Origin of the sequence: Cellulomonas taurus (genome assembly GCF_012931845.1) — a bacterium.
In the GTDB taxonomy this organism is placed as follows: Bacteria; Actinomycetota; Actinomycetes; order Actinomycetales; family Cellulomonadaceae; genus Cellulomonas; species Cellulomonas taurus.
In genome coordinates, this window is the sequence record NZ_CP051884.1 from 2702309 (window position 1) to 2723750 (window position 21442).

General features: G+C 70.8%; 20 protein-coding genes. 11 read left to right on the plus strand and 9 right to left on the minus strand.

Annotated elements, in window-relative coordinates; genetic code table 11:
• Positions 1–86 precede the first annotated feature (86 nt).
• Positions 87–752, minus strand: coding sequence for an AIM24 family protein (locus HGK68_RS12515; protein ID WP_169166259.1), 666 nt, complete (start codon positions 750–752; stop codon positions 87–89).
• Between the two features lie 18 nt (positions 753–770).
• Positions 771–3248: a DNA helicase PcrA gene (pcrA, locus tag HGK68_RS12520; protein WP_169166260.1), complete on the minus strand. Its 2478-nt coding sequence runs from the start codon at positions 3246–3248 to the stop codon at positions 771–773.
• A 111-nt stretch (positions 3249–3359) separates the two neighbouring features.
• Here pcrA and HGK68_RS12525 point away from each other — a divergent pair, with 111 nt between their 5' ends.
• Entirely contained in the window at positions 3360–3866 is a 507-nt protein-coding gene (locus tag HGK68_RS12525) for a DUF4190 domain-containing protein (RefSeq protein WP_169166261.1), read from the plus strand.
• A 19-nt stretch (positions 3867–3885) separates the two neighbouring features.
• Here the strand turns inward: HGK68_RS12525 and HGK68_RS12530 are convergent, their stop codons facing one another.
• From HGK68_RS12530 to HGK68_RS12540, 3 genes are read right to left on the minus strand one after another with little or no spacing between them, the layout of a single operon-like run.
• On the minus strand, positions 3886–4236 hold the full coding sequence (locus tag HGK68_RS12530) for a hypothetical protein (protein WP_169166262.1): 351 nt from the start codon (positions 4234–4236) through the stop codon (positions 3886–3888).
• A gap of 55 nt (positions 4237–4291) precedes the next feature.
• Entirely contained in the window at positions 4292–4948 is a 657-nt protein-coding gene (locus tag HGK68_RS12535; RefSeq protein WP_169166263.1) for a LuxR C-terminal-related transcriptional regulator, read from the minus strand.
• The gene (locus HGK68_RS12540) at positions 4945–6288 is read right to left on the minus strand and encodes an ATP-binding protein (RefSeq protein ID WP_169166264.1); all 1344 of its coding nucleotides are present in this window, start codon (positions 6286–6288) and stop codon (positions 4945–4947) included. Before HGK68_RS12540 ends, HGK68_RS12535 begins: the two co-directional genes overlap by 4 nt.
• A gap of 136 nt (positions 6289–6424) precedes the next feature.
• Between HGK68_RS12540 and HGK68_RS12545 the strand changes: the two genes are divergently transcribed.
• Positions 6425–7954, plus strand: a complete 1530-nt coding sequence (locus HGK68_RS12545) for a PspC domain-containing protein (RefSeq protein ID WP_169166265.1) — start codon at positions 6425–6427, stop codon at positions 7952–7954.
• A complete protein-coding gene (locus HGK68_RS12550) occupies positions 7954–8781 on the plus strand; it encodes a hypothetical protein (protein ID WP_169166266.1) in 828 nt (275 codons plus the stop codon). The genes HGK68_RS12545 and HGK68_RS12550 overlap by 1 nt, the downstream gene beginning before the upstream one ends.
• Positions 8782–8877: 96 nt before the next feature.
• On the opposite strand, the gene HGK68_RS12555 is transcribed toward HGK68_RS12550, so the two are convergent.
• Positions 8878–9417 (minus strand): aromatic ring-opening dioxygenase LigA, encoded by a 540-nt coding sequence (locus tag HGK68_RS12555; RefSeq protein ID WP_169166267.1) that lies wholly within the window; start codon positions 9415–9417, stop codon positions 8878–8880.
• Positions 9418–9513: 96 nt separating this feature from the next.
• Positions 9514–10134 (minus strand): shikimate kinase, encoded by a 621-nt coding sequence (locus HGK68_RS12560; RefSeq protein WP_169166268.1) that lies wholly within the window; start codon positions 10132–10134, stop codon positions 9514–9516.
• Positions 10135–10258: 124 nt separating this feature from the next.
• Here HGK68_RS12560 and HGK68_RS12565 point away from each other — a divergent pair, with 124 nt between their 5' ends.
• Positions 10259–10921: a TetR/AcrR family transcriptional regulator gene (locus tag HGK68_RS12565; RefSeq protein WP_169166269.1), complete on the plus strand. Its 663-nt coding sequence runs from the start codon at positions 10259–10261 to the stop codon at positions 10919–10921.
• On the opposite strand, the gene shiA is transcribed toward HGK68_RS12565, so the two are convergent.
• Positions 10918–12210, minus strand: coding sequence for a shikimate transporter (shiA, locus tag HGK68_RS12570; RefSeq protein ID WP_169166270.1), 1293 nt, complete (start codon positions 12208–12210; stop codon positions 10918–10920). The two genes, HGK68_RS12565 and shiA, sit on opposite strands and share 4 nt — an antisense overlap.
• A 33-nt stretch (positions 12211–12243) precedes the next feature.
• On the minus strand, positions 12244–13512 hold the full coding sequence (locus HGK68_RS12575; protein WP_169166271.1) for an MFS transporter: 1269 nt from the start codon (positions 13510–13512) through the stop codon (positions 12244–12246).
• Between the two features lie 305 nt (positions 13513–13817).
• On the opposite strand from HGK68_RS12575, the gene HGK68_RS12580 reads away from it, so the two are divergent.
• The 7 genes from HGK68_RS12580 (at position 13818) to HGK68_RS12610 (ending at position 21437) form a co-directional block, all read left to right on the plus strand.
• Positions 13818–14993 carry an acyl-CoA dehydrogenase family protein gene (locus HGK68_RS12580; RefSeq protein WP_206155749.1) on the plus strand — a complete coding sequence of 392 codons (1176 nt, stop codon included), beginning with the start codon at positions 13818–13820 and terminating at the stop codon, positions 14991–14993.
• 70 nt (positions 14994–15063) lie between these two features.
• A complete protein-coding gene (locus HGK68_RS12585) occupies positions 15064–16296 on the plus strand; it encodes a CaiB/BaiF CoA transferase family protein (protein WP_169167116.1) in 1233 nt (410 codons plus the stop codon).
• 3 nt (positions 16297–16299) lie between these two features.
• Positions 16300–17445: an acyl-CoA dehydrogenase family protein gene (locus HGK68_RS12590; protein WP_169166277.1), complete on the plus strand. Its 1146-nt coding sequence runs from the start codon at positions 16300–16302 to the stop codon at positions 17443–17445.
• The gene (locus tag HGK68_RS12595) at positions 17445–18737 is read left to right on the plus strand and encodes an FAD-dependent oxidoreductase (RefSeq protein WP_169166278.1); all 1293 of its coding nucleotides are present in this window, start codon (positions 17445–17447) and stop codon (positions 18735–18737) included. The genes HGK68_RS12590 and HGK68_RS12595 overlap by 1 nt, the downstream gene beginning before the upstream one ends.
• The gene (locus HGK68_RS12600) at positions 18734–19033 is read left to right on the plus strand and encodes a ferredoxin family protein (RefSeq protein ID WP_169166279.1); all 300 of its coding nucleotides are present in this window, start codon (positions 18734–18736) and stop codon (positions 19031–19033) included. Before HGK68_RS12595 ends, HGK68_RS12600 begins: the two co-directional genes overlap by 4 nt.
• Positions 19033–20667 (plus strand): AMP-binding protein, encoded by a 1635-nt coding sequence (locus HGK68_RS12605; RefSeq protein WP_169166280.1) that lies wholly within the window; start codon positions 19033–19035, stop codon positions 20665–20667. The genes HGK68_RS12600 and HGK68_RS12605 overlap by 1 nt, the downstream gene beginning before the upstream one ends.
• Positions 20664–21437, plus strand: coding sequence for an electron transfer flavoprotein subunit beta/FixA family protein (locus HGK68_RS12610; RefSeq protein WP_169166281.1), 774 nt, complete (start codon positions 20664–20666; stop codon positions 21435–21437). The genes HGK68_RS12605 and HGK68_RS12610 overlap by 4 nt, the downstream gene beginning before the upstream one ends.
• Positions 21438–21442 lie beyond the last annotated feature (5 nt).

Genomic DNA, 21442 nt, shown 5'->3' on the forward strand with positions numbered 1-21442 from the left:
GGATCGGCTGCTCTGCCGCCGTCGATCGTAACCAGGTCCCGGCCCATTTATCTCCACATCGAGACAACGGGCCGGGACCAACGTCCTTACGCGGTCGGGATCGGGTAACCCTCGGAGGGCTGCACGACGACGAAGCCCGGGCCGTGGAAGCTGTACTGGATCGCCTCACCGGTGCCGCCGCGCACCAGCGAGCGGACGTTCATGCTGTTCACGATGCCCGGAGTCAGGTTCGCCGACCAGCACACCGCGGCATTCGGGTCGACGAAGGTCGGCTGCTGCGAGCAGTCGAGGATCATCGGGGCACCGTGCGAGGTCAGCGCGACCATGCCCTGGCCCTGGATCAGGGTGTTGAACAGCCCGGCGGTCATCATCCCGGCGCCCTTGGTGCGGTGCAGGTCCCACTGGAGCGCGGAGTCGAAGGCCAGCAGCGAGGAGCCGTTCACGCTGATCGCGTCGCCCTCCAGCTGCAGCAGGAAGACGTTCTCCGCCGACCGGGCGAAGAACACCTCGCCCTGGCCGGAGACCCGCATCAGCGGCTGGTTGTCCGAGCTGATCGCGTTCTTGACGAAGCGGGCCACCGAGCCGGAACCCTCGTGATGGAACTGCACCTGCCCCTGGTACGCGACCATCGCGCCCTTGGCGGACAGCACATCGGGGCCGAGGGTGACCTTGAGCATCTTGGAGCTCTGCAGCGCGAAGCGCTCACTGGTCTGGATCTCGGCGTGGACCTGGTCGAAGAGAGGACTACGCATGCGCGCATTGTGCCCTGTTCAGAGCTTGGTGACCGGGGAGAACCTCAGCAGCAACCGCTTGGTGCCCTCGGACTTGAAGTCGACCTTCGCGACGGCGTTCTGCCCCGCCCCCTCCATCGCGACCACGGTGCCCATGCCGTAGCTGTCGTGGGTGACCTTGTCGCCCACCGCCAGATCCGGGATCTGCGCGTCGGCGCGCGGGGTCGCCGACCCGAAGGTCGCCCCGCCGGCCGGTCGCTGGCTGAGGTCCACCCGGCGCCGGTCGCGGGCCCGCTCCCCCGCGCGCTCACCGGAGTTGCCGTAGGAGCCGAAGCCGCCACGGCCGCCCAGGAAGCCACCGGAGCCGCGCAGCCGATCGGTGCTCGACTCGCGCCGCCGCCAGTCGATCAGGTCCTCGGGCACGTCGTCCAGGAACCGGCTGGCGGGGAACTCGTTCGGCACCCCCCAGGCGGTGCGGGTCGCCGCGCGGGAGATGTAGAGCCGCTCCCGCGCCCGGGTGAGCCCGACGTAGGCGAGCCGTCGTTCCTCGGCCAGCTGGTCGGTGTCGGCCAGCGACCGCATGTGCGGGAAGGTGCCGTCCTCCATCCCGGTCAGGAACACCACCGGGAACTCCAGGCCCTTGGCGGTGTGCAGGGTCATCAGGGTGATCACGCCCTGGTCGGTCTTCTGCTCGCCCTCGTCACCACCGTCGTCGCTCGGGATCTGGTCCGAGTCGGCCACCAGGGACACCCGCTCCAGGAAGTCGGCCAGGTCGCCCTCCGGCTCGGACTCCTCGAATTCGGTCGCCACCGCGTGCAGCTCGGCCAGGTTCTCCACCCGGGTCTGGTCCTGCGGGTCCTCGCTGGCACGCAGTTCCGCCAGGTAGCCGCTGCGGTCCAGCACCGCGCCCAGCACCTCGGCGGGCCCGGCGTCGCCGGACTCGGCCAGTGCGCGCAGGTCGGCCATCATCCCGGCGAACACCCGCAGCCCGGAGATGGCGCGGGTGCCCAGTCCGGGCACCTCGTCCAACCGGTCCAGCGCGGCCCCGAACGAGATCCGCTCCCGCTCGGCGAAGGCGGCCACCATCGCCTCGGAGCGCTCGCCGAGCCCGCGCTTGGGCACGTTGAGGATCCGGCGCAGGTTGACGTCGTCGTCGGGGTTGGCGATCGCCCGCAGGTACGCGACGGCGTCCTTGATCTCCTTGCGCTCGTAGAACCGGGTGCCGCCGACCACCTTGTAGGGCAGGCCGACCCGGACCAGGACCTCCTCCAGCGCACGGGACTGGGCGTTGGCGCGGTAGAAGATCGCCACGTCGCCGGGGCGCACGCCGTCGGAGTCGCCGAGCTTGTCGATCTCCTCCGCGACGAACCGGGCCTCCGCGTGCTCGTCGTCCGCCACGTAGCCGACGATCTGCGCGCCCTGGCCGGAGTCGGTCCACAGCCGCTTGGCCTTGCGGCCCGGGTTGCGGCTGATCACCGCGTTCGCCGCGGACAGGATCGTCTGCGTGGAGCGGTAGTTCTGCTCCAGCAGGATCGTGGTGGCGTCCGGGTAGTCGGCCTCGAACTCCATGATGTTGCGGATGTTCGCGCCCCGGAAGGCGTAGATCGACTGGTCCGAGTCGCCGACCACCGTCAGCTCGGCCTGCGGCACCTCGGCGCCGCTGTCGATCCCGGCCCCGGCCAGCTCCCGCACCAGCACGTACTGCGCGTGGTTGGTGTCCTGGTACTCGTCGACCAGGACGTGCCGGAACCGGCGGCGGTAGTGCTCGGCGACCGCCGGGAACGCCTGCAGCAGGTTGACCGTGGTCATGATCAGGTCGTCGAAGTCCAGCGCGTTCGCCTGCCGCAACCGCTGCTGGTACCGGGTGTACACCTGCGCCAGGGTCCGGTCGAAGTCGCTGCCGCCGTCGCCGCCGTCGGTCGCCGCGAAGTCCTCCGGCGCGACCAGCTCGTCCTTGAGCGAGGAGATCTTCGAGCCGAGCGCCTTGGGCGGGTAGCGCTTCGGGTCGAGCTCCAGCTCGCGCGCCACCAGGGTGATCAGGCGCTGGGAGTCCGCGGAGTCGTAGATCGAGAAGCTGGTCCGCAGGCCGAGCGTCTTGGCCTCGGCGCGCAGGATCCGCACGCAGGCCGAGTGGAAGGTCGACACCCACATCGCCCGGGCGGACGGGCCGACCAGCGCGGCGACCCGCTCGCGCATCTCCGCCGCCGCCTTGTTGGTGAAGGTGATCGCCAGGATCTCCCCGGCCCGCGCCCGACCGGTCGCCAGCTGGTACGCGATCCGGTGGGTCAGCACCCGGGTCTTGCCGGACCCGGCGCCCGCGACGATCAGCAGCGGACCCCCGGTGTGCAGCACGGCGGCCCGTTGCTCGGGGTTGAGGCCCTCCAGCAGCGCGCCCGGGTCACCGCGGTGGTGGCTCGGTCGGCGCGGCTCGTCGGCGCCTGCGGTCCGCGGCGGGGCGGCAGGCAGGCGGGCGAGGTCCAGTCCTGGCAGCGGGAGGTTCTCGAAGAGCGACGTCATGGCGGCACCAGCCTAGGCGTCCGCACCGACATCCCGATCCGGGTCCGCCTGACAGGGGACGACGCCGCCTGGCAGGATCGCGTCGCACCATCCCAGATGAGACGAGGACCCATGAGCACGCCCGTGCCCCCGCCCGAGCCGCAGCAGCCGCAGGAGCCGAACCAGCCCACCGGCGGCTTCCCGACCTACCCCGCGCCCGGCGACGGGGCGACGCAGCCCGGTCAGGGACCGACCGCGTCGTCGGCCGCACCGCAGTACCCGTCGGCGCCCGCCTACCCGTCCGCGCCGGCTCACCCGGCGGCACCCGGCTACCAGCCCTACGCCGCGCCGCAGCCCACCGGCTCCAAGACCCTGGCGATCATCGCCCTGGTGCTGTCGGTGCTCGGCTGCACCAGCCTGATCGGCATCGTGCTGGGCATCGTCGCGCTGGTGAAGAAGCGCGGCACCAACGACACCGCCAGCAAGGTGATGGCCTGGATCGCGATCGCGGTCGGCGCGATCTGGCTGATCGTCGGCACCATCATCGGGATCAGCGCCTTCGCGCTGTACGAGACCTGCCAGGACCTCGGCAACGGCACGCACTACGTCGACGGCGTGACCTACACCTGCAACTTCTGAGTGCCGCCGCCGGAGCAGGTCACCGCCACAGGACGGCGATCACCACATTCACGACGGTGAGACCCAGCACCAGGCCGACCCGGCCCTTGGTGACCTGCTCCGGCTTGCGCTGTCCCAGCCAGATCAGCACCGTGATCACCAGCGCGATCACCAGCTTGACGCCGATCTTGGCGTTGTCCGGCTTGTCCAGCCCCGCGACCTCGGCGGACCGCAGCCCGGTCATGATCAGCCCGGTGACCAGTGCGGTCAGCGCACCGTGGAAGGCACCCTTCGGGAACGCGTTCTGCCGGAGGGTCACCAGGCAGCCGCCGAGCACGATGGCCCAGCCGATCAGGTGCAACACGACGAGCAGGCCGTACACAACGTCCATCGGGGCGTCTCCTTGCGTGGGGGGAAACCCCAGCTTCACATGAATCGCCAGGTGGTCAGAGCAACCGGCGCGCCGCCGCCCAGCGGGTCAGCTCGTGCCGGGACGACAGCTGCAGCTTGCGCAGCACCGCCGACACGTGGGTCTCCACCGTCTTGATCGAGATGAACAGCTCGGTGGCGACCTCGCGGTAGGAGTAGCCGCGTGCGATCAGCCGCATCACCTCGCGCTCGCGGGCGGACAGCCGATCCAGTTCGTCGTCCCCGGTGGCCACGTCCCCGGCCGCGGTGCCGAAGGCGTCCAGCACGAACCCGGCCAGGCGCGGGCTGAACACCGCGTCGCCCCCGGCCACCTGCTGCACGGCGGCCGACAGGTCGGGGCCGGAGATCGCCTTGGTGACATAGCCGCGCGCCCCGGCCCGGATCACCGCGACCACGTCCTCCGCCGCGTCGGAGACCGACAGCGCCAGGAACCGGGTCTCGGCCAGCAGGTCCTGGCAGCCACGGATCACCTCCGCACCACCGCCGCCGTCGCCACCCGGCAGGTGCACGTCCAGCAGCACCACCGGCGGATGCAGCTCCCGGACCGCGGCGATCGCCTGCTCGACGGTCTCGGCCTCGCCGACCACCCGCACCCGCTCGTCCAGGGAGGCGCGCACCCCGGCGCGGAACATCAGGTGGTCGTCGACCAGCACCACGTCGATCGGTTCGCTCATGCCTGCATCGTCCTCTCTTCCGCGGCCCCTCCGGCACCGTCGGCACTGACGTCACTGACGTCACTCTCAGCACCGGCGTGTCCCGCGGCCTCCGGCGTGCCGGCCCGGGGCACCTGCAACCGCACCTCGGTGCCGCCGCCGTCCTTGCACACCACCGACGCCCGGCCGCCGCGACGGCGCACCCGGCCCAGGATCGACTCCCGCACCCCGAACCGGTCCGACGGCACCGCGTCCAGATCGAAGCCGGTGCCGCGGTCCCGGACGAATGCCTCCACCTCGGTGGGCCCGACCTCCAGGTAACAGGACACCGGCGGACGGCCGTGCCGCACCGCGTTCAGCAGCGCCTCCCGGGTGGCTTGCAGCAGCGCGTCGGTGTTCGGATCCGGCTCGCAGTCGCCGACCACCACCACGTCGATGGTGACCGCCTCGCCCTCGGAGCCGACCCGGGTGTCCTCGATCTCGGCGACGGTGGCGCGCAGCACCGCCACCACCGAGGTGCCCGGCTCCGGGCGGTCGTCGTACAGCCATGCCCGCAGCTCGCGCTCCTGGGCGCGCGCCAACCGGGCGACCTCGGTGGCGTCGTCGGCACGGGCCCGGATCAGGGCGAGGGTCTGGAGCACCGAGTCGTGCAGGTGGGCCGCGATGTCGGCCCGCTCGGACTCCCGGGCGCGCGCGGTGCGCTCGTCGCCGAGTTCGCGGACCAGCCGCAGCCACCAGGGGGCGAGCACCAGGGCCACCCCGGCCAGCACCGCGAGCGCCGCGACCATCGACTGCACCAGGACGGCGGGGTCGGTCTCCTTGCCGACCAGCAGCAGCACGCCCACCGCGGCGATCACCAGACCGCCGACCAGCCGCAGCAGACTGACCGGTCGACGCCGGTCGACCTTGCGCTCCTTCTGCACCGCGTCCAACTGGCTCCAGGCCAGGGCGACACCGGCGATCAGCAACAGCACCGGCACCAGCCAGCTCGACCCGATCGAACTGCCGGACCGGTTGAGCAGCAGCGCCGCGGCCGCCACCACCAGACCGGCACCGACGGCGATCTGGCCCCACGGCAACCGGCGCAGCTGCTGCACCCGCGCCGGACTCAGCACCGGGGCCAGGCGGCTCTGCGCCGCGGGACGGGACCCGGCCAGGTCGACCGGATCGCCGACCGGCACCGTGACCCACCAGAACACGTAGACCAGCGGCCCGAACAGGCCCACCGGGGTGAGCACCACGAACAGCGCCCGGACCATCCGCACGGACACGCCGAGGTGCAGCGCGAGCCCCGCCGCCACGCCGCCGAGGACGCGACCGCGTTCGGGTCGGCGCAACGGGGGCCGGACGGGGGTCTGCATGCACCGATGGTCACATGTCCCCGCCGCCGCCTGAACCCCTGGCCGCCGAACTCCGGGGTGCCGGGGGTGGGATTCAGGGGTGGCTCAGGGTGGCCCCCGATGTCCTCCGGGTACCGCCGCGGGTCAGGATCGGAGCATGACGAACGACAGCACCGGCTACGGCCCGGGCACCCCGCCCCCGGCCGGTTCCGGACCAGCGACCGGACAGCCCGGCGCACCGAGCGGGGACGGCTTCTTCGGCGCGATCCGCAAGGTCGGCATCACCCGCGGTCAGGACCGCTGGATCGGTGGTGTGGCCTCCGGTCTGGGCGAACGCTTCGGCATGGACCCGCTGCTGGTCCGCGGCCTGCTCGGTCTGAGCGTGCTGCTGGGCTTCGGGCTGGTCCTCTACGGCGTGGCCTGGGCGCTGCTGCCCGAGCCGGACGGCCGGATCCACCTGGAGCAGGCGATCCGCGGCGACTGGGACGGCGGCCTGATCGGCGCCGGTGTCCTGGTGCTGATCGGTCTGACCAACGGCGGTTGGTGGTTCGGCTGGGGTCCGTTCGACAACGGCTGGTTCCCGGCCGTGGCGTGGACCGCCGCCCTGATCGCGCTGATCATCATCGCCGCGAACACCCGCCGGCGACCTCCGATGGAAGGTCAGGCTCCGATGACGGACCCCGCAGCCCCCGCACCGGCGACCGCTCCGCCCCCGCCGCGGCCATCGACCGGCGCACCTGTCAGCTCCGGCCCGACGACGCCCGGCCCGGCCCCGACCTACGGGTCGGCACCGTCCTACGGGTCGGCACAGTCCTACGGGTCGGCACCGTACGGCGTGAACCCGCACGGCACGGCCGCCTACCCCGCTGCCCCCGACGGCGCGACCACACCTGGCGCGACGCCCCCCGGCCCGGCACCCGCCGGCGCCGCCCCGTCCTGGCAGCAGCCCCAGCCGAGCGGCCCGTCGGCGCAGCAGCCACCGCGCCCGCCGAAGCCGCCGAAGCCCGCCAAGGCACCGAAGCGACGCGTCCCCGGACCCGGCTCGGCCGTGACCGGCGCGGTGGTCGGACTGATCCTGATCGGCCTGGCGGCCCTGCTGGTCGCCGACCGCACCGGCCACTACGACGGACCGGTCGCGAGCATGGTCGTGGGCGCCGGGATCGTGCTGGTCGGCCTCGCGATCATCCTGTGCGGAATCCTGGGTCGTCGCTCCGGTGGCCTGACCGCCCTGGCCATCATCGGCTTCGTGATCATCGGTCCGGCCCTCGCCGCCGACCACGACGGGGAATGGCGCCTCGACCGCGACGGGGCCTCGGTGGTGATCGGCGACCGGAGCTACGACGTCACCAGCCGTACCGCGGCCGAGCGTGGCTTCACCCTCGGCTTCGGCAACACGGAGATCGACCTCACCGACGTCCCCCTGGACGACGACGAGACCCTGGTGGTCCCGGTGCGTGCCGGGATGGGCGACGTGACGGTGATCGTCCCCCACGACATCCCGATGAGCGCCGTGGTCCGCTCCGGCGGCGGCACCGTCTACTGGAACGTGGACGACGACCAGCAGGTGCGCAGCGGCTTCGGCAACCAGACCACCTTCAGCAGTGACCAGCTGACCGGTGACACCACCAACCAGCTCGAACTCCGGGTCGACCTCGGCCTGGGCAACGTGACCATCGAGGAGGACTGATGACCGAGCGCGAGCACCCGCAGAACTCCGAGCAGGTCGAGGACGTGACGGAGCCGACGGCGGGCCCGACGACCGAGCAGGGCACGGCCGAGGACACCCAGGTGATCGACGTGGACGCCGACACCACCCGGGTCATCGACGCTGAGCCCGACACCCGGGTGATCGAGACCGCGGCCGGTGACACCGAGCTGATCGAGACCGTGGACGCCTCCGAGCCGGCGGTGGCGGCACCGGTCGCCGCGGACACGACGGTGATCGAGACCGCCGATCCGGGCGACACCCAGGTGATCGAGTCGCCGACGCCCACCGCCGCCTTCGCCGCGGCGCCCACCACGGAGTTCCCGGCGGCCGGCACACCCGCGGAACCGGAACGTCGGTCCGCCCCCGACGACACCGCCGCTCCGACGTCGGACGAGTCGACCCCGGCCGAGCCGCTGCCCACCGCCGGACCGCCCGCGGGGCCACTGCCGGAGACCACCCGCCTCGACGCGACGCCAGCCGGTCCTCCCCCGGGCGCCACCCCCGCCGGGCCTCCCCCCGCCGCGACCCCGGCCGGGCCCCCGCCCGCGGCTCCCCAGCAGCAGGCGCCGTACACCGTCCCCGCGCCGCCGGCCGCCCCAGTGCCGACGGCATCCGGCCCCCGCGCCGGGACCGTGATCTGGGGCCTGATCGTGGTGGCGGTCGGTGCCGCGGTCCTGGCCGGGGCGGTCGGGCTGCACGTCGACTTCCAACTCGCCTTCATCGGCCTGTTGGCGGTCGCCGGGGTCGGGCTGCTGATCAGCTCCCTGGTGAACGCCGCCCGGCGCCGGGACCGCTCGGCCTCCTGAACGTCGGGGGCGGCTGGAGGGGCCGCCCCCGTCCGCACAGCAGCAGGGCCGGAACTCCGCGCTGGAGTCCCGGCCCTGCTGTCGTGCGGTGAAGCGTCAGACCGCGGGAGTCGTTCCCGGAGCGCCCGGCTCGGCGGTCGGCGGGGTGCTGCTGCTCGGGACCACCGGCGTGGTGCGGGCAGCGGAGTCCGGGATGCTGACCCGGCGCTTGCCGCCGAGCGCCCACAGCGCCCAGCCGACCAGCAGGAACAGCACACCCAGGCCCATCACCAGCGCCGCGACGCCGAAGGCCACCACAGAGGTGAACAGCGATGCCCGCAGGAAGGACGCGTTCATCGCCACCTCGCGCAGCGGGTCGTCCTGGTCCAGCTCGGCGTAGGTCTTGCCGTCGGTCGCCTCCAGCGCGTGGTGGGCGATGATGTCCGCCTGCGCGAAGGCCGCCCACGGCGTGGTCACCGGGTCACCGGCGAAGTTGGCCGCGTCGCCGGACACGGTGATGTTCTCGTCCGCGAGGTGACTGGAGACGGCACCCCAGGTCACACCGCCGGCGATCAGCAGCACCAGCCCTGCGACGGCCGAGATGATCGCGATCACACGAGCCGCCTTGGACGGCGTCGTCGTTGCCACGGTGGTCATAGGAGTCCCCTTCAGAGAAAGACCGCTGTCGGGTGACAAGGTGTCAAAGTCACCCGTCCGGCGCAATGCGACGCCCCGGTGACCTGCGACGGGACCTCAGCGGCTGTGCGGTCCCCCGTGGTGCGGCGGGGTCTGGCGGGCGAGCCGCATCCGGCGCTCGACCTCGCGAGCGCCCTCGGCCGGGGTCACCCCGTCGGTCAGCACCCGCATGGTCGACACCGCCTCGTAGACCTCGCGCCGCTCGCGCATGATGTCCAGCCACCGCTGTCGCGGGTTGCCCATCAGCAGCGGACGGGAGTCGTCGAGTCCGACCCGGGGCGCGGCGAACTCGACACTGACATCGAGGAACACCACGGTCCCGCCCTGCGCCGCGTACTGCGCCAGGTGCTCCTGGGTGTCCGGTCGCAGCGGGGCGCCTCCGCCCAGCGCCAGCACCCCCCGGTGGTCCACCAGCGCGGCGGCGACGACCTGGTGCTCCAGATCGCGGAACGCCTGCTCCCCCTGCTCCAGGAAGATGTCGGCGATCGTGCTCCCCGCCTGATCCTCCACGTCGACGTCGGTGTCCCGCATCGGGACGTCCCACCGGCGGGACAAGGCCCGACCGATGGCGGTCTTGCCCGAACCCATCGGCCCGCACAGGACCACCAGCGGCCCTCGTTCCGGTGCCGGTGGCGGTGTGCCGCGGCGAGCGCGCCGCGCGTCGGACGGGGTGGGCATGATCGACTCCTGGGGTCACGTCCGGGCGGATCCGGCACTGTACCAACCGTTCCATAATGGTCCCCGGTCGCGTTCACCTGCTCGAACGCTCACGGACCGGACATCCAGCACCGAGAGGCACCCGATGACCTTGAGCCAGGCCGAGAGCACCTCGCGGGCCCGCCGCGACCCGGAGGGCACCCGTCGGGCGATCCTGGAGGCGGCGGTCGAGGAGTTCTCCGACCACGGCCTGCTCGGCGGCCGGATCGATGCCATCGCCGAGCGGACCTCCACCACCAAGCGGATGATCTACTACTACTTCCGCTCCAAGGAGGACCTCTACACCGCTGCCCTGGTCGAGTCCTACCGGCGCATCCGCGACGCGGAGTCGTCGCTGCACCTGGACGAGCTGGATCCCGAGCAGGCGTTGCGGGTGCTGGTCCGCTCGAACGTCCTGCACCACGAGCAGCAGCCGGCGTTCGTGCGTCTGGTGGTGTTCGAGAACCTGTTGCCGGAGGGCTCGGTGCACCTGATGTCCGAGGAGGCGCGGGAGACCAACCGCCGGGCCGTCGAACTCGTGGACGACATCCTGCGTCGAGGTCGAGCCGCCGGGGTCTTCCGCACCGGGCCGGACGCACCGACGGCCCTGGACGTGCAGCAGGTGATCTCCGGACTGGCGTTCCAGCGGGTGTCCAACCGGTCGACCTTCAACCAGTTGTTCGGCCGGGACATGCTCAGCGAGGTGGAGTCACCCCGGATCCGACGGATGATCGAGGACGTGGTGCTGCGCTTCGTGCTCGCCGACTAGACCCGGGTCCGCACCGCGAACGCCGCGACGGCCGCGGAGATCAGACATCCCACCAGCAGGTAGGTCGCCACCGGCCACCACTGGTCGTCGGTCCACGCCAACATCGCCGTGGCGAGGAACGGGGTGAATCCTCCGGCGATGGCGGAGGCCACCTGATACCCGACCCCGGCACCGGTGTTCTGGTGCTCGGCACCGAACATCTGCGTGATCAGCGGCTGCTGCACCGACACCGCCATGTCGTGCGCGATGTTGATCAGCACCACGGCGACCACCACCACCAGCAGGAAGCTGCCCGACTGCATCGCGAAGAAGAACGGGAACGCCGCGGCGGCACCGATCAGCGCGCCGATCACGTAGATCTTCCGCCATCCGTGCCGGTCCGACAGGTAGGCGAAGGTCGGGATCGAGATCAGCCCGAGCGCCCCGACGATCAGGGCGACGTCGACCATCCGTTCCCGGGCCATCCCCAGGTGCGACACCCCGTAGGCGACCGCGAAGGTGGTCACGATGTACATGGTCAACAGCTCCACCAACCGTAGACCGATGATCTCGAGGAAGGCCCGGGGCGACTGCCTGATCGCCGCGAGCACCGATCCGCGCTTCTCGTCGACCGGCTGCGGGTCCTTGGGCCGCTCGATCACACCCGAGCGGATCCACAGCCCGACGGCGATCAGCACCAGGGAGAACCAGAACGGCACCCGCCAGCCCCAGCTCTCGAAGTGGTCACCGGTGAGGGCGCTCATCCCGTTGATCGCACCCGAGGCGGCCACCAGACCCACCGCGTAGCCGAGCTGCACACCGCAGGAGTACAACGCGCGGCGGTTCGCCGGGGCGTGGCGGACGGCGAGCAGGGCGGCCCCGCCCCACTCACCGCCCACCGCGAATCCCTGCACCGACCTGAGCACCGTCAGGAGGATCGGCGACCACCAGCCTGCCTGCTGGTACGTGGGCAGGCACCCGACCAGACCGGTGCAGACGCCCATCAGGGTCATCGTCACGATCAGGACCTGCTTCTGCCCGACCCGGTCCCCCATCCGGCCGAACACCAGGCCGCCCAGCGGTCGGAACAGGAAGCCGATGCCCAGCGTCGCGAAGGACGCCAGCAGGTTCATCGTCGGGGAGTCGAAGGCGTAGAACTGGGTGTTGAACACCGTCGCTGCCGTCAGCCCGAAGATCAGGAAGTCGTACCACTCGATCACGGCCCCGACGAAGGAGCTGACCGCCGCACGTCGTGCCTGGTGCGGTGTCACGTCGGCGGGCAGGCTGTCCACGACCTCGACAGGGGGCATCGCGGGACTCCTCAGGGCAGGGGGGTGGGGAGCTCAGGCCGAGGCGGCGGCGAGCCGCTCGGCGTCGGCAGCGGCATGGATCCGGACGAACACCTTGCGGTGCCGGGACAGCACGAAGGTGCCGAGCATGACAGATGCCACGCACACCCCGAATCCGACCCAGACGACGTTGGTGTACCCGTCGGCCTTGGTCGCCGCGCTGTCCACCAGCCAGCCGGACACCGACGGCAGCGCGAAGGCGGCCAGACCGGACGCCAGCCCGATCATCGAGGTGACCAGGCCCTTGCGGACCGGGAAGAACTCTGCCAGCACCACGACCGTGAGCTGGAACAGGCCGCCGGCGGCGAAGTACCCGATCACGAACGCCAGGACCGGGTACAGCGTGGCGTTCTGCATCAGCACCATCAGCAGGTACGCGGCCGCGGCCGCCACCGGGTTGACCACCAGGAACGTGACCGGACGGAACTTCTTGGCCACCAACGCGGCGGTGATGAACACGCCGGCGAAGGAGCCGATCGAGTACCAGGAGATCAGCCCGCGGCCGCCGTCCTCGCTCATCCCGGCCAGGTACTGGCCGATCGCGGGCATGGAGTTCTGGGCCAGCCAGAACATCGCGGTGGCGGTGAAACCGAACAGCACCAGGGCCACGCCCTCCAGGCCGATCTTGGCGCCGGTGGCACCGGAGTCGGCCGAGGCGGCGGCGTTGGCCTCGATCACCGCCTTCTGCTCGGCGGCCAGCGCCTTGTAGTCGGGGAACGGCACCTTGAGCATGATCAGGAAGATGATCGCGAGCAGGATCGCGCCGCCGATGAACGGGATCTCCCAGGAGGCACCGGAGTTGGCGAGGGCGTTGATGATCAGCGGCAGGGCGAACTGCCCGGCGGCGATGGCGGCCTTGACCAGCATGTTGGCCGATCCGGCGGTCTTCGGGAACGACTCCATCAGGGTCGGGTAGGTGCCGGTGTCCATCACCGCGTTGGCCAGGCCAAACCAGACCGCGAGCGCGAAGCCGACCTGCCAGGTGGGGCTGATGACGACGCCGAGCATGAACACGATGTACATGGCCAAGGAGGTCAGCACCATGAACCGGCGGCCGACCTTGTCGGACAGGAAGCCGGCGAACGACGGGCCGATGATCTTGCCGATGCCGATGCCGGACAGCGCCATCAGGACGTTGCCTTCGGTGCAGTTCCACTGCTCCTGAAGGTGGCCGGAGTTCTGCGACAGGATGATGACAGCCATGCCGTAGAGGAAGAAGTAGAGGTACACGGAACCTGCGGTCGGCGTGTAGCGGTTCTTCATGACGAACCTTTCGTGCACGTGGACGGAGCTCTGGGGACTGGGGCACCTCACGCACGCAGCGCTCCACTGAGCCGCAGGTACTCACCCGATAGTTACATCCTGGCGCTTGTGAGGGCGTTCACGAGGGGGCCAAGGTCCCGGCCTGCCGACCGACCTGCACCCCGTGATGTCGCGGCATCGGGACGATGGTCCCTCGACCTTCGGGGGCGTCGCTGCAAGCCTGCTGGTGAGTTTGTACGAACTAGTGAGTACGACGACGACGTCGCTCCCGTTGATCGCCGTACACCCCGTCAGGAGGTATGTACGTGCTCGACCACAAACCGGCAACGGACGAGGAGTTCCAGAACTACCTCGCCGAGATCCGCGCCCTCGCCGAGGGCCCCTTCGACGCCATGCAGACCGAGATCGAGAAGACCAACGTCTTCCCGCCCGAGTTCTTCGAGCTGGCCCGCCAGCACAACCTGTACCGCTTCTACCTGCCCGAGCAGTACGGCGGCTGGGGACTGTCCACCAAGCAGATCTTCCAGGTGCAGGAGGAATTCTCCCGCGGCCCCGGCGGGATGCGGATGCACCTGCACCACGCGGCCGGGCTGAACTGGCGGATCATGGACGACTTCGGCCAGGAGGAGCTGAAGACCTGGGCGATGCCCCGGTTCGCCGACAAGACCCTGTACGTCAACTTCGCGCTGACCGAGGCCGAGGCCGGCTCCGGTGCCGACATCAAGACCACCGCCGTGCGCGACGGCGACGACTGGGTGATCAACGGTGAGAAGAACCTGATCTCGCACACCGACTGCTCGGACGGCACCTACCTGATCACGCTCACCACCCCGGAGGCCGACAAGGACCACCGGCTGACCGCGTTCTTCGTCCCGACCGACACCCCCGGGTACGAGATCGTGGAGATGGAACACATGATGGGCTGCCGCGGTGCCGGGCACGCCGGTCTGCGGTTCACCGACTGCCGGGTCCCCGACAAGTACCGGCTCGGCGAGGTCGGCGAGGGCTACCACGTGGCGATGTTCTCGCTCGGACTGTCCCGGGCGCACATCGCCGACTCGAACCTGGGCATGGCCCAGCGGATGCTGGAGATCTCGATCGCCCGGGCCAAGGACCGGGTCACCTTCGGCAAGGTGTTGGCGTCCCGCCAGGAGATCCAGCACATGATCGCCGAGTCGGGCACGCACATCTACGCCCTGCGTCAGGCGGTGCACGACACCGCCGAGCGCTACGACCGGGGCGAGGAGGCCGACACCTTCGCCGCCATGTGCAAGCTGTTCTCGATCAGCACGGTCAAGCTGGTGTCGGACAACATGCTCGAGATCCTCGGCGGCATCGGCTACTTCGAGGGCTGCGAGTACGGGCCGGTGGAGCGTTTGTACCGCGACTGCCGCGCCATGTGGCTGGAAGAGGGACCCCCCACCGTGCAGCGGATCACCGCCGCACGCGGGCTGATCGCCAGCGGCGGCGACACCTTCTGATCCCCCGGCCGGTCCGTCGCCCCCGGTCGGCGGCGGACCGGTCCCCTCCCTCCTCCTGATCGGAGTGACCATGCAGCCCCTCGCCGGACTCAAGGTCGTCGACATGACGGCCTTCCTCGCGGCCCCCACCACCCTGCGCGTGCTCGGCGAATGGGGCGCGGACGTGATCAAGGTCGAACCCCCGCGAGGCGACCCCGGTCGAACCCAGGGCACCGTGTTCGGCACCCCGATCGGTGACGACGAGAACCCCGGCTTCGACATGGCCAATCTCAACAAGCGGTTCGTCACCATCGATCTGCGCACCGCCGGCGGACGCGAGGTGATGGACCGCCTGCTGGCCGACGCCGACGTGTTCGTGACCAGCACCCGGGTGAAGTCGCTGATCAAACTGGGCTACGACTGGGACACCCTGCATCGGCGCTTCCCGCGACTGGTGATGGCCCAGGTGCTCGGCTTCGGCGCGGACGGCCCGTTGAAGGATGCCGCCGGGTTCGACATGACGACCTACATGTCCCGTGGCGGCGTGCTGGCCACCACGATGAACCGCGGCTCGGCCCCGATGCTCCCCCCGTCCGGATTCGGCGACTTCCAGGTCGCCTTCGTGCTGGCGGCCGGGATCCTGGCGGCCGTCCATCAGCGGGTCCGCACCGGGCGCGGCGACTACGTGACCGCGTCGCTGTTCCACTCCGGGGTCTTCATGCTGAACCAGGCGATGGTCGCGGCGCAGTACGGCATCACCTACCCCAAGGATCGCCGCGAGGTGATCAACCCCCTGAACAACACCTACTTCGGCGCGGACGGCGGGCTGATGGCGCTCTGCATCCCGGAGTACGACCGCGACCTGCCCACCGTCTGGCGGCTGCTCGGCCGGGACGATCTGATCGCGGACCCGGTGCTCGGCGACTGCGCGGCGGTCAATGCCGCCGGGCGCAACGGCGAGGTGGTCGACCTGCTCGACGCCGCGTTCGCCACCCGACCGGCGCAGCACTGGCTGGACCTGTTCGGCGAGCACGACCTGCCCATCGCCAGGTGCCAGCTGCCGACCGACCTGTACGACGATCCACAGGCCCTGGCGAACGACGTGTTGCGCACCGTCACCTACCCGAACGGCGAGCGTCGGCTGCTGCCCACCAACCCGGTGCGGTTCGCCGGACAGGGCGCCCCGGAGCTGCGGCTCTCGCACCCGCAGGGCGCGGACACCGACGCGGTCCTGACCGAACTGGGCTTCACCCCCGACCGGATCGCGGAGCTGCGGTCCGAGGGCGCCGTCTCAGGCCCCACCCCCACTGATGAGGAGCACTGACCCGTGGCACTGATCTACACCGAGGAACAGTCCGAACTGATCGCGATGGTGCGCGAGTTCGTGACCAAGGAGATCCAGCCGCAGATCGCCGAGTGCGACCGGGTCGGCGAGTGTCCGCCCGACTTCTTCGACTCCGCGTTCGAGATGGGCCTGCACCTGCTGGAGATCCCGGAGGAGTTCGGCGGCGGCGGCCTGGACTTCGAGACCACCGCGATGGTGTTCGAGGAACTGGGCAAGGTGGACGCCGGGTACGCGATCACCCTGGTGTCGACCTTCGTGGCGCTCCGCAACGTGATCCTGGCCGGGACCCCCGAGCAGGCGAAGCTCTTCGCCGATCTGATCGCGGACGGCGGGCTGGGGGCCTTCGTGCTGTCCGAGCCGGGTGCGGGCTCCGACGCCGCCGCGATCAGGACCTCGGCGGTGCTGGACGGCGACGAGTGGGTGCTGAACGGCACCAAGACCTGGATCACCAACGGCGGGATCTCGAAGGTCTACGCGGTGCTGGCCACCACCGACCCGGACGCCGGGCATCGGGGCATCTCCTGCTTCATCGTGGAGACCGACCGGCCGGGTGTGTCGTGGGGTCACCACGAGGACAAGTGCGGACTGCGCACCTCCAACACCTGCGACGTGGTCTTCGATGAGGTGCGGATCCCCGCCGATCACCTGATCGGCGAACCGGGCACCGGTTTCAAGGTCTGCATGAGCGGCCTGAACCTGTCGCGGGCCTTCATGGCGACCATCTGCGTCGGGATGATGCAGCGCGCCTTGGACGAGGCGGTGCGGTACGCCACCGAGCGGCGGCAGTTCGGCGAACCGATCATCCACTTCCAGCTGGTGCAGAAGCTGCTCGCCGACATGGCGGCCCAGACCGAGGCCGCCCGCTGCCTGGTGAACAACACCATGCGTCTGATGGATGCCGGACAGCCGGTGGTCAAGGAGGGCGCGATCACCAAGATGCTGGTCACCGACATGTTGCAGGACGTGGTCAGCAAGGCGGTCCAGGTGTTCGGCGGCAACGGCTACACCAAGGAGTACCCGGTGGAGAAGCTGTTCCGCGACGCCAAGGTCTTCCAGATCATGGAGGGCACCAACGAGATCCAGGCCCTGGTGATCGGCAAGGCCCTCGAGCGCGAGTACACGGCCTGATGGACGAGGACGTCTTCGACGCGATCGTGGTCGGCGGCGGCTTCGCCGGACTGTCGGCCGCCTACCGCCTCGCCACCGCAGGACGCTCCGTGCTGCTGATCGAACGCGGCTCGACCTGCGGCGCCAAGAACCTCACCGGCGGACGGATCTACTCCTATGCCCTGCGTGCCCTGCTGGGCGAACGGTGGCACGAGGCCCCGGTCCAGCGCGAGGTCAAGCGTGAGGTGCTCGCGTTGCTCACCGAGACCGACGCGGTGAGCGTGGAGTCCACCCTGACCAGCGCCGACCAGGAGTCGTACACCGTGCTGGCCCGACCCCTGCTGGCCTGGCTCGCGGATCAGGCGGAGGAGGCGGGGGCGATGATCGTCACCGGCACCACCGTCGACTCCCTGATCGTCCGGGACGGTCGGGTCCGCGGAGTCCGCGCCGATGGGGACGAGCTCGAGGCCCGGGTGGTGATCGACTGCGAGGGGATCAACCCACTGTTGCTCGAACGCGAAGGGCTGATCCGTCGACTCGATCCGCATGCCGTCGCGGTCGGCGCCAAGTACGTCTACCGCTTCGGGTCCGCGCGGGAGGTCGACCGGATCTTCGGGGTGCGTCCCGGCGAGGGCACCGCGGTGCTCGGCATGGGTGCCGTCACCCACGGGGTGTTCGGCGGTGTCTTCTGCTACGCCAACACCGACTCGGTGTCGCTCGGCCTCGTGCTGGACTCCGCCGAGTGGAAGGCGTCCGGGCGTCCGATCCTCGACACCGCCGAGGCGCTGCGCGAGCATCCGGCGCTCGGCAGGTACGTCGACGGCGGGGAGCTGATCGAGTACGGCGCCCATCTGGTCTACGAGGGCGGCTACGACACGCTCCCGGCGTTCTCCGGTGACGGCTGGCTGGTCTGTGGCGATGCCGCCGGACTGTGCCTGAACCGGGGCTTCACCATTCGGGGGATGGACTACGCCGTGCTGAGCGGGATCGCTGCCGCCGACACCGTGATTGAGGCGACCCAGGCCGGTGACGCCCTCCCCAGCGCCCAGGCCCTGACGGCGTACGGCACGCGGCTGGAGCAGAGCATGCTGCGTGACTTCCGCACCACCCGGGGTGCTCACGACTGGATGAGCTCGACCATCGATCTGTTCACGGTGTACCCGCAGCTGGCGGTGGACGCGATGGCGGCGCTCTACCACGTCGGCCCCGAACCGTTGACCCCGGTCGGCACCACCCTGTGGCGTGCCGCCCGCCAGGTGAAGAAGCCGGTGCGGACAGCCCGCACCCTGCTGAAGGGAGTGCGGACCCTATGAGCGGCATCGATGATCTGCTCGCGGTGACCGGCTTCGAGACCGATGAGCATCACCCGCACATCGTGATCGACCCGGTCGCCTGCCGGACCTGTCCCTCCGACCGGGCCTGCGTGACCAGCTGTCCCGCGCAGCGTTACGTCTGGGACGAGGCGACCCAGCAGATGAGCTTCGACCACGTCGGGTGCCTGGAATGCGGCAACTGTCGGTTGGTCTGCGACCGCCTGTTCACCGGCGCCGACGGCTACTCGTGGAACTACCCGGTCCGCGGTGCCGGGGTCGACTACCGGCAGGGCTGATGTCCGCGCCGCAGTCGTTGGACGACCGGTGGCGGGCCGCCGTCGCCACCGCCCCCGACCATCCGGCCGTCGTCGACTCCCGGGGCGCCCGGCTCAGCTATGCCCAGGTGGACGACGCCGCCGCCAGGATCGCCACCTGGTTGCGTGCGGTCGGGGTCGGCCCTGGGGACGTGGTGTCGGTCCAGCTGCCGAACTGGGCCGAATTCACCTGCGTCACCATCGCCTGCCTGCGGATCGGGGCCGTGATCAACCCGGTGTTGACCGCCTACCGCGAGGCGGAACTGCGCTATGTGCTGACCCGGTGTCGCAGCCGGGCGCTGATCGTGCCGACCAGGTTCCGATGCACCGATTACCAGGGACTCGCGCTGCGACTGACGGCCGAACAGCACCATCCGGTGGCGGTGGCCGTGGTGGAACACGAGGGGGCGTCCGCCGCCGGCGCACCGACCGTGGCGAGCCTGCTGGACCAGCCTCGTCTGCCGGACGAGCTGCGCACCCCGGGCCGGGGCGACGACATCGCCACGGTGCTGTTCACCTCGGGCAGCGAGGCCCGGCCCAAGGGCGCGATGCTGTCGCACACCAACGTGCTCTCCGCCGAGCTGGCCCTGGCGTCCGCCCTGGAGGTCGACCACCGGGACCGGGTGTTCATGCCTGCCCCCCTCGGCCACGCCACCGGCTACCTGCACGGCCTCACCCTGCCGTACCTGGTCGGCGGCACCAGCCTGCTGCTGGACGTGCCGAGCGGGCCGGGGTGCCTCGCGATGATCCGCGCCGAACGTGCCACCTGCGGGATGGCGGCGCCCAGTGTGGTGCGCTGCCTGCTCGACGCCTGCGAGACCGACCCGAGCACCGCCGGGATGCCCGACACCCTCCGCTTCCTCGGCTGCGGCGGTTCGCCGGTCCCCCGCGCCCTGGCCCGTCGGGCACTCGACCACGGCGTCCGCCTGCTCAGCATCTACGGGTCCACCGAGAGCGCTCCGCACACCCTGACCACCCCGCACGACGACCTCGAGCGCGTGCTCACCACCGACGGGCGACCCGTGAGCGGGGTGGAGGTGCGGATCGTCGACCCGGACACCCGCCTCCCCCTGCCGATCGGCGAGGTCGGGGAAGAGGCGTCACGCGGGCAGCAGGTGTTCCGCGGCTACCTGGGCGAGCCCGAGCTGACAGCAGCGGTGCTGGACGACGAGGGCTGGTACTACTCCGGCGACCTGGCCCGACTGGACACCGACGGGTACCTGCGGATCGTCGGTCGCCGCAAGGACGTGATCATCCGGGGCGGGGAGAACGTGTCGGCGGCCGAACTGGAACTGGTGCTGCACGACCTCCCCGGCATCAGCGCCGCCGCGGTGGTCGCCATGCCCGACGCCCGGCTGGGCGAGTGTGCCTGTGCCTTCGTCGTCGTCGATCCCGGAGCCACCGCCCCCGACCCCGCCGCCCTGCGCCGCGAGTTCCTGTCCCGCGGCGTGGCCAAGTACAAGATTCCCGCCCGGGTGGAGGCAGTCGACGCACTGCCCCTGTCACCGGCGGGCAAGGTCCGCAAGGACGTGCTGCGTGCGCGCGCGGTCGCCCTCGCTGACATCCCCGCGTCGCCGGTCGGCGCGCGCTGCCCCTCGGAAGGAGCACCGACATGAACATCGCAGTCCTGGTCAAGCAGGTCCCGGAGGACCTGGGCACCGTCCAGGTCACCGAAGGCCGCACCCTCGACCGGGCGAATGCCCGCGCCGTCACCGATCCGGTGGGCAAGAACGCCCTGGAGGCAGCGGTCCAGCTCGCGGAGGCGACCGGTGGCACCGTCACCGTCATCACTCTCGGCCCCGCCGGCGCCAAGGCCGTCCTCAAGGAGTGCGTGAGTGTCGGCGCGCAGGCCGGGGTACACGTGAGCGACGGGGGCCTGGCGGGGTCCGATGCGCTGACCACCGCCCGCGTCCTGGCAGCGGCCATCGGCCGACTCGGGGCGATCGACCTGGTCATCGCGGGGGCCCGCTCCTTCGACGGCGGTAGCGCTGCGGTGCCCGCGATGGTCGCTGAGCTGCTCGACCTGCCGTCGGTCACCGCCGTCACCGCCATCGACTCCGGCGATGCCCCGGGCGCACTGCTCTGCACCCGTGTCCTGGAGGACGGCCACGAGCGGGTCAGTCTCCCGCTGCCCAGCGTGATCAGCGTCGACGAGTACGTCAACACCCCGCGCTACCCCTCGGTGAAGAGCAAGCTCGCCGCCAACAAGGCGGTGTTCGAGGTGCTCACCGCCGCCGATCTCGGCATCGTGCCCGCCCGGCACGCTGCCGTCATCGACATCACGGTGCCACCCGTCCGCGAACCCGGGGTGATGATCACCGGTGACACCGTCCAGGACACCGCCGACAAGCTGGTCGCCGCGCTCGCCGGCGCCGGCGTGCTGTGAGGAGC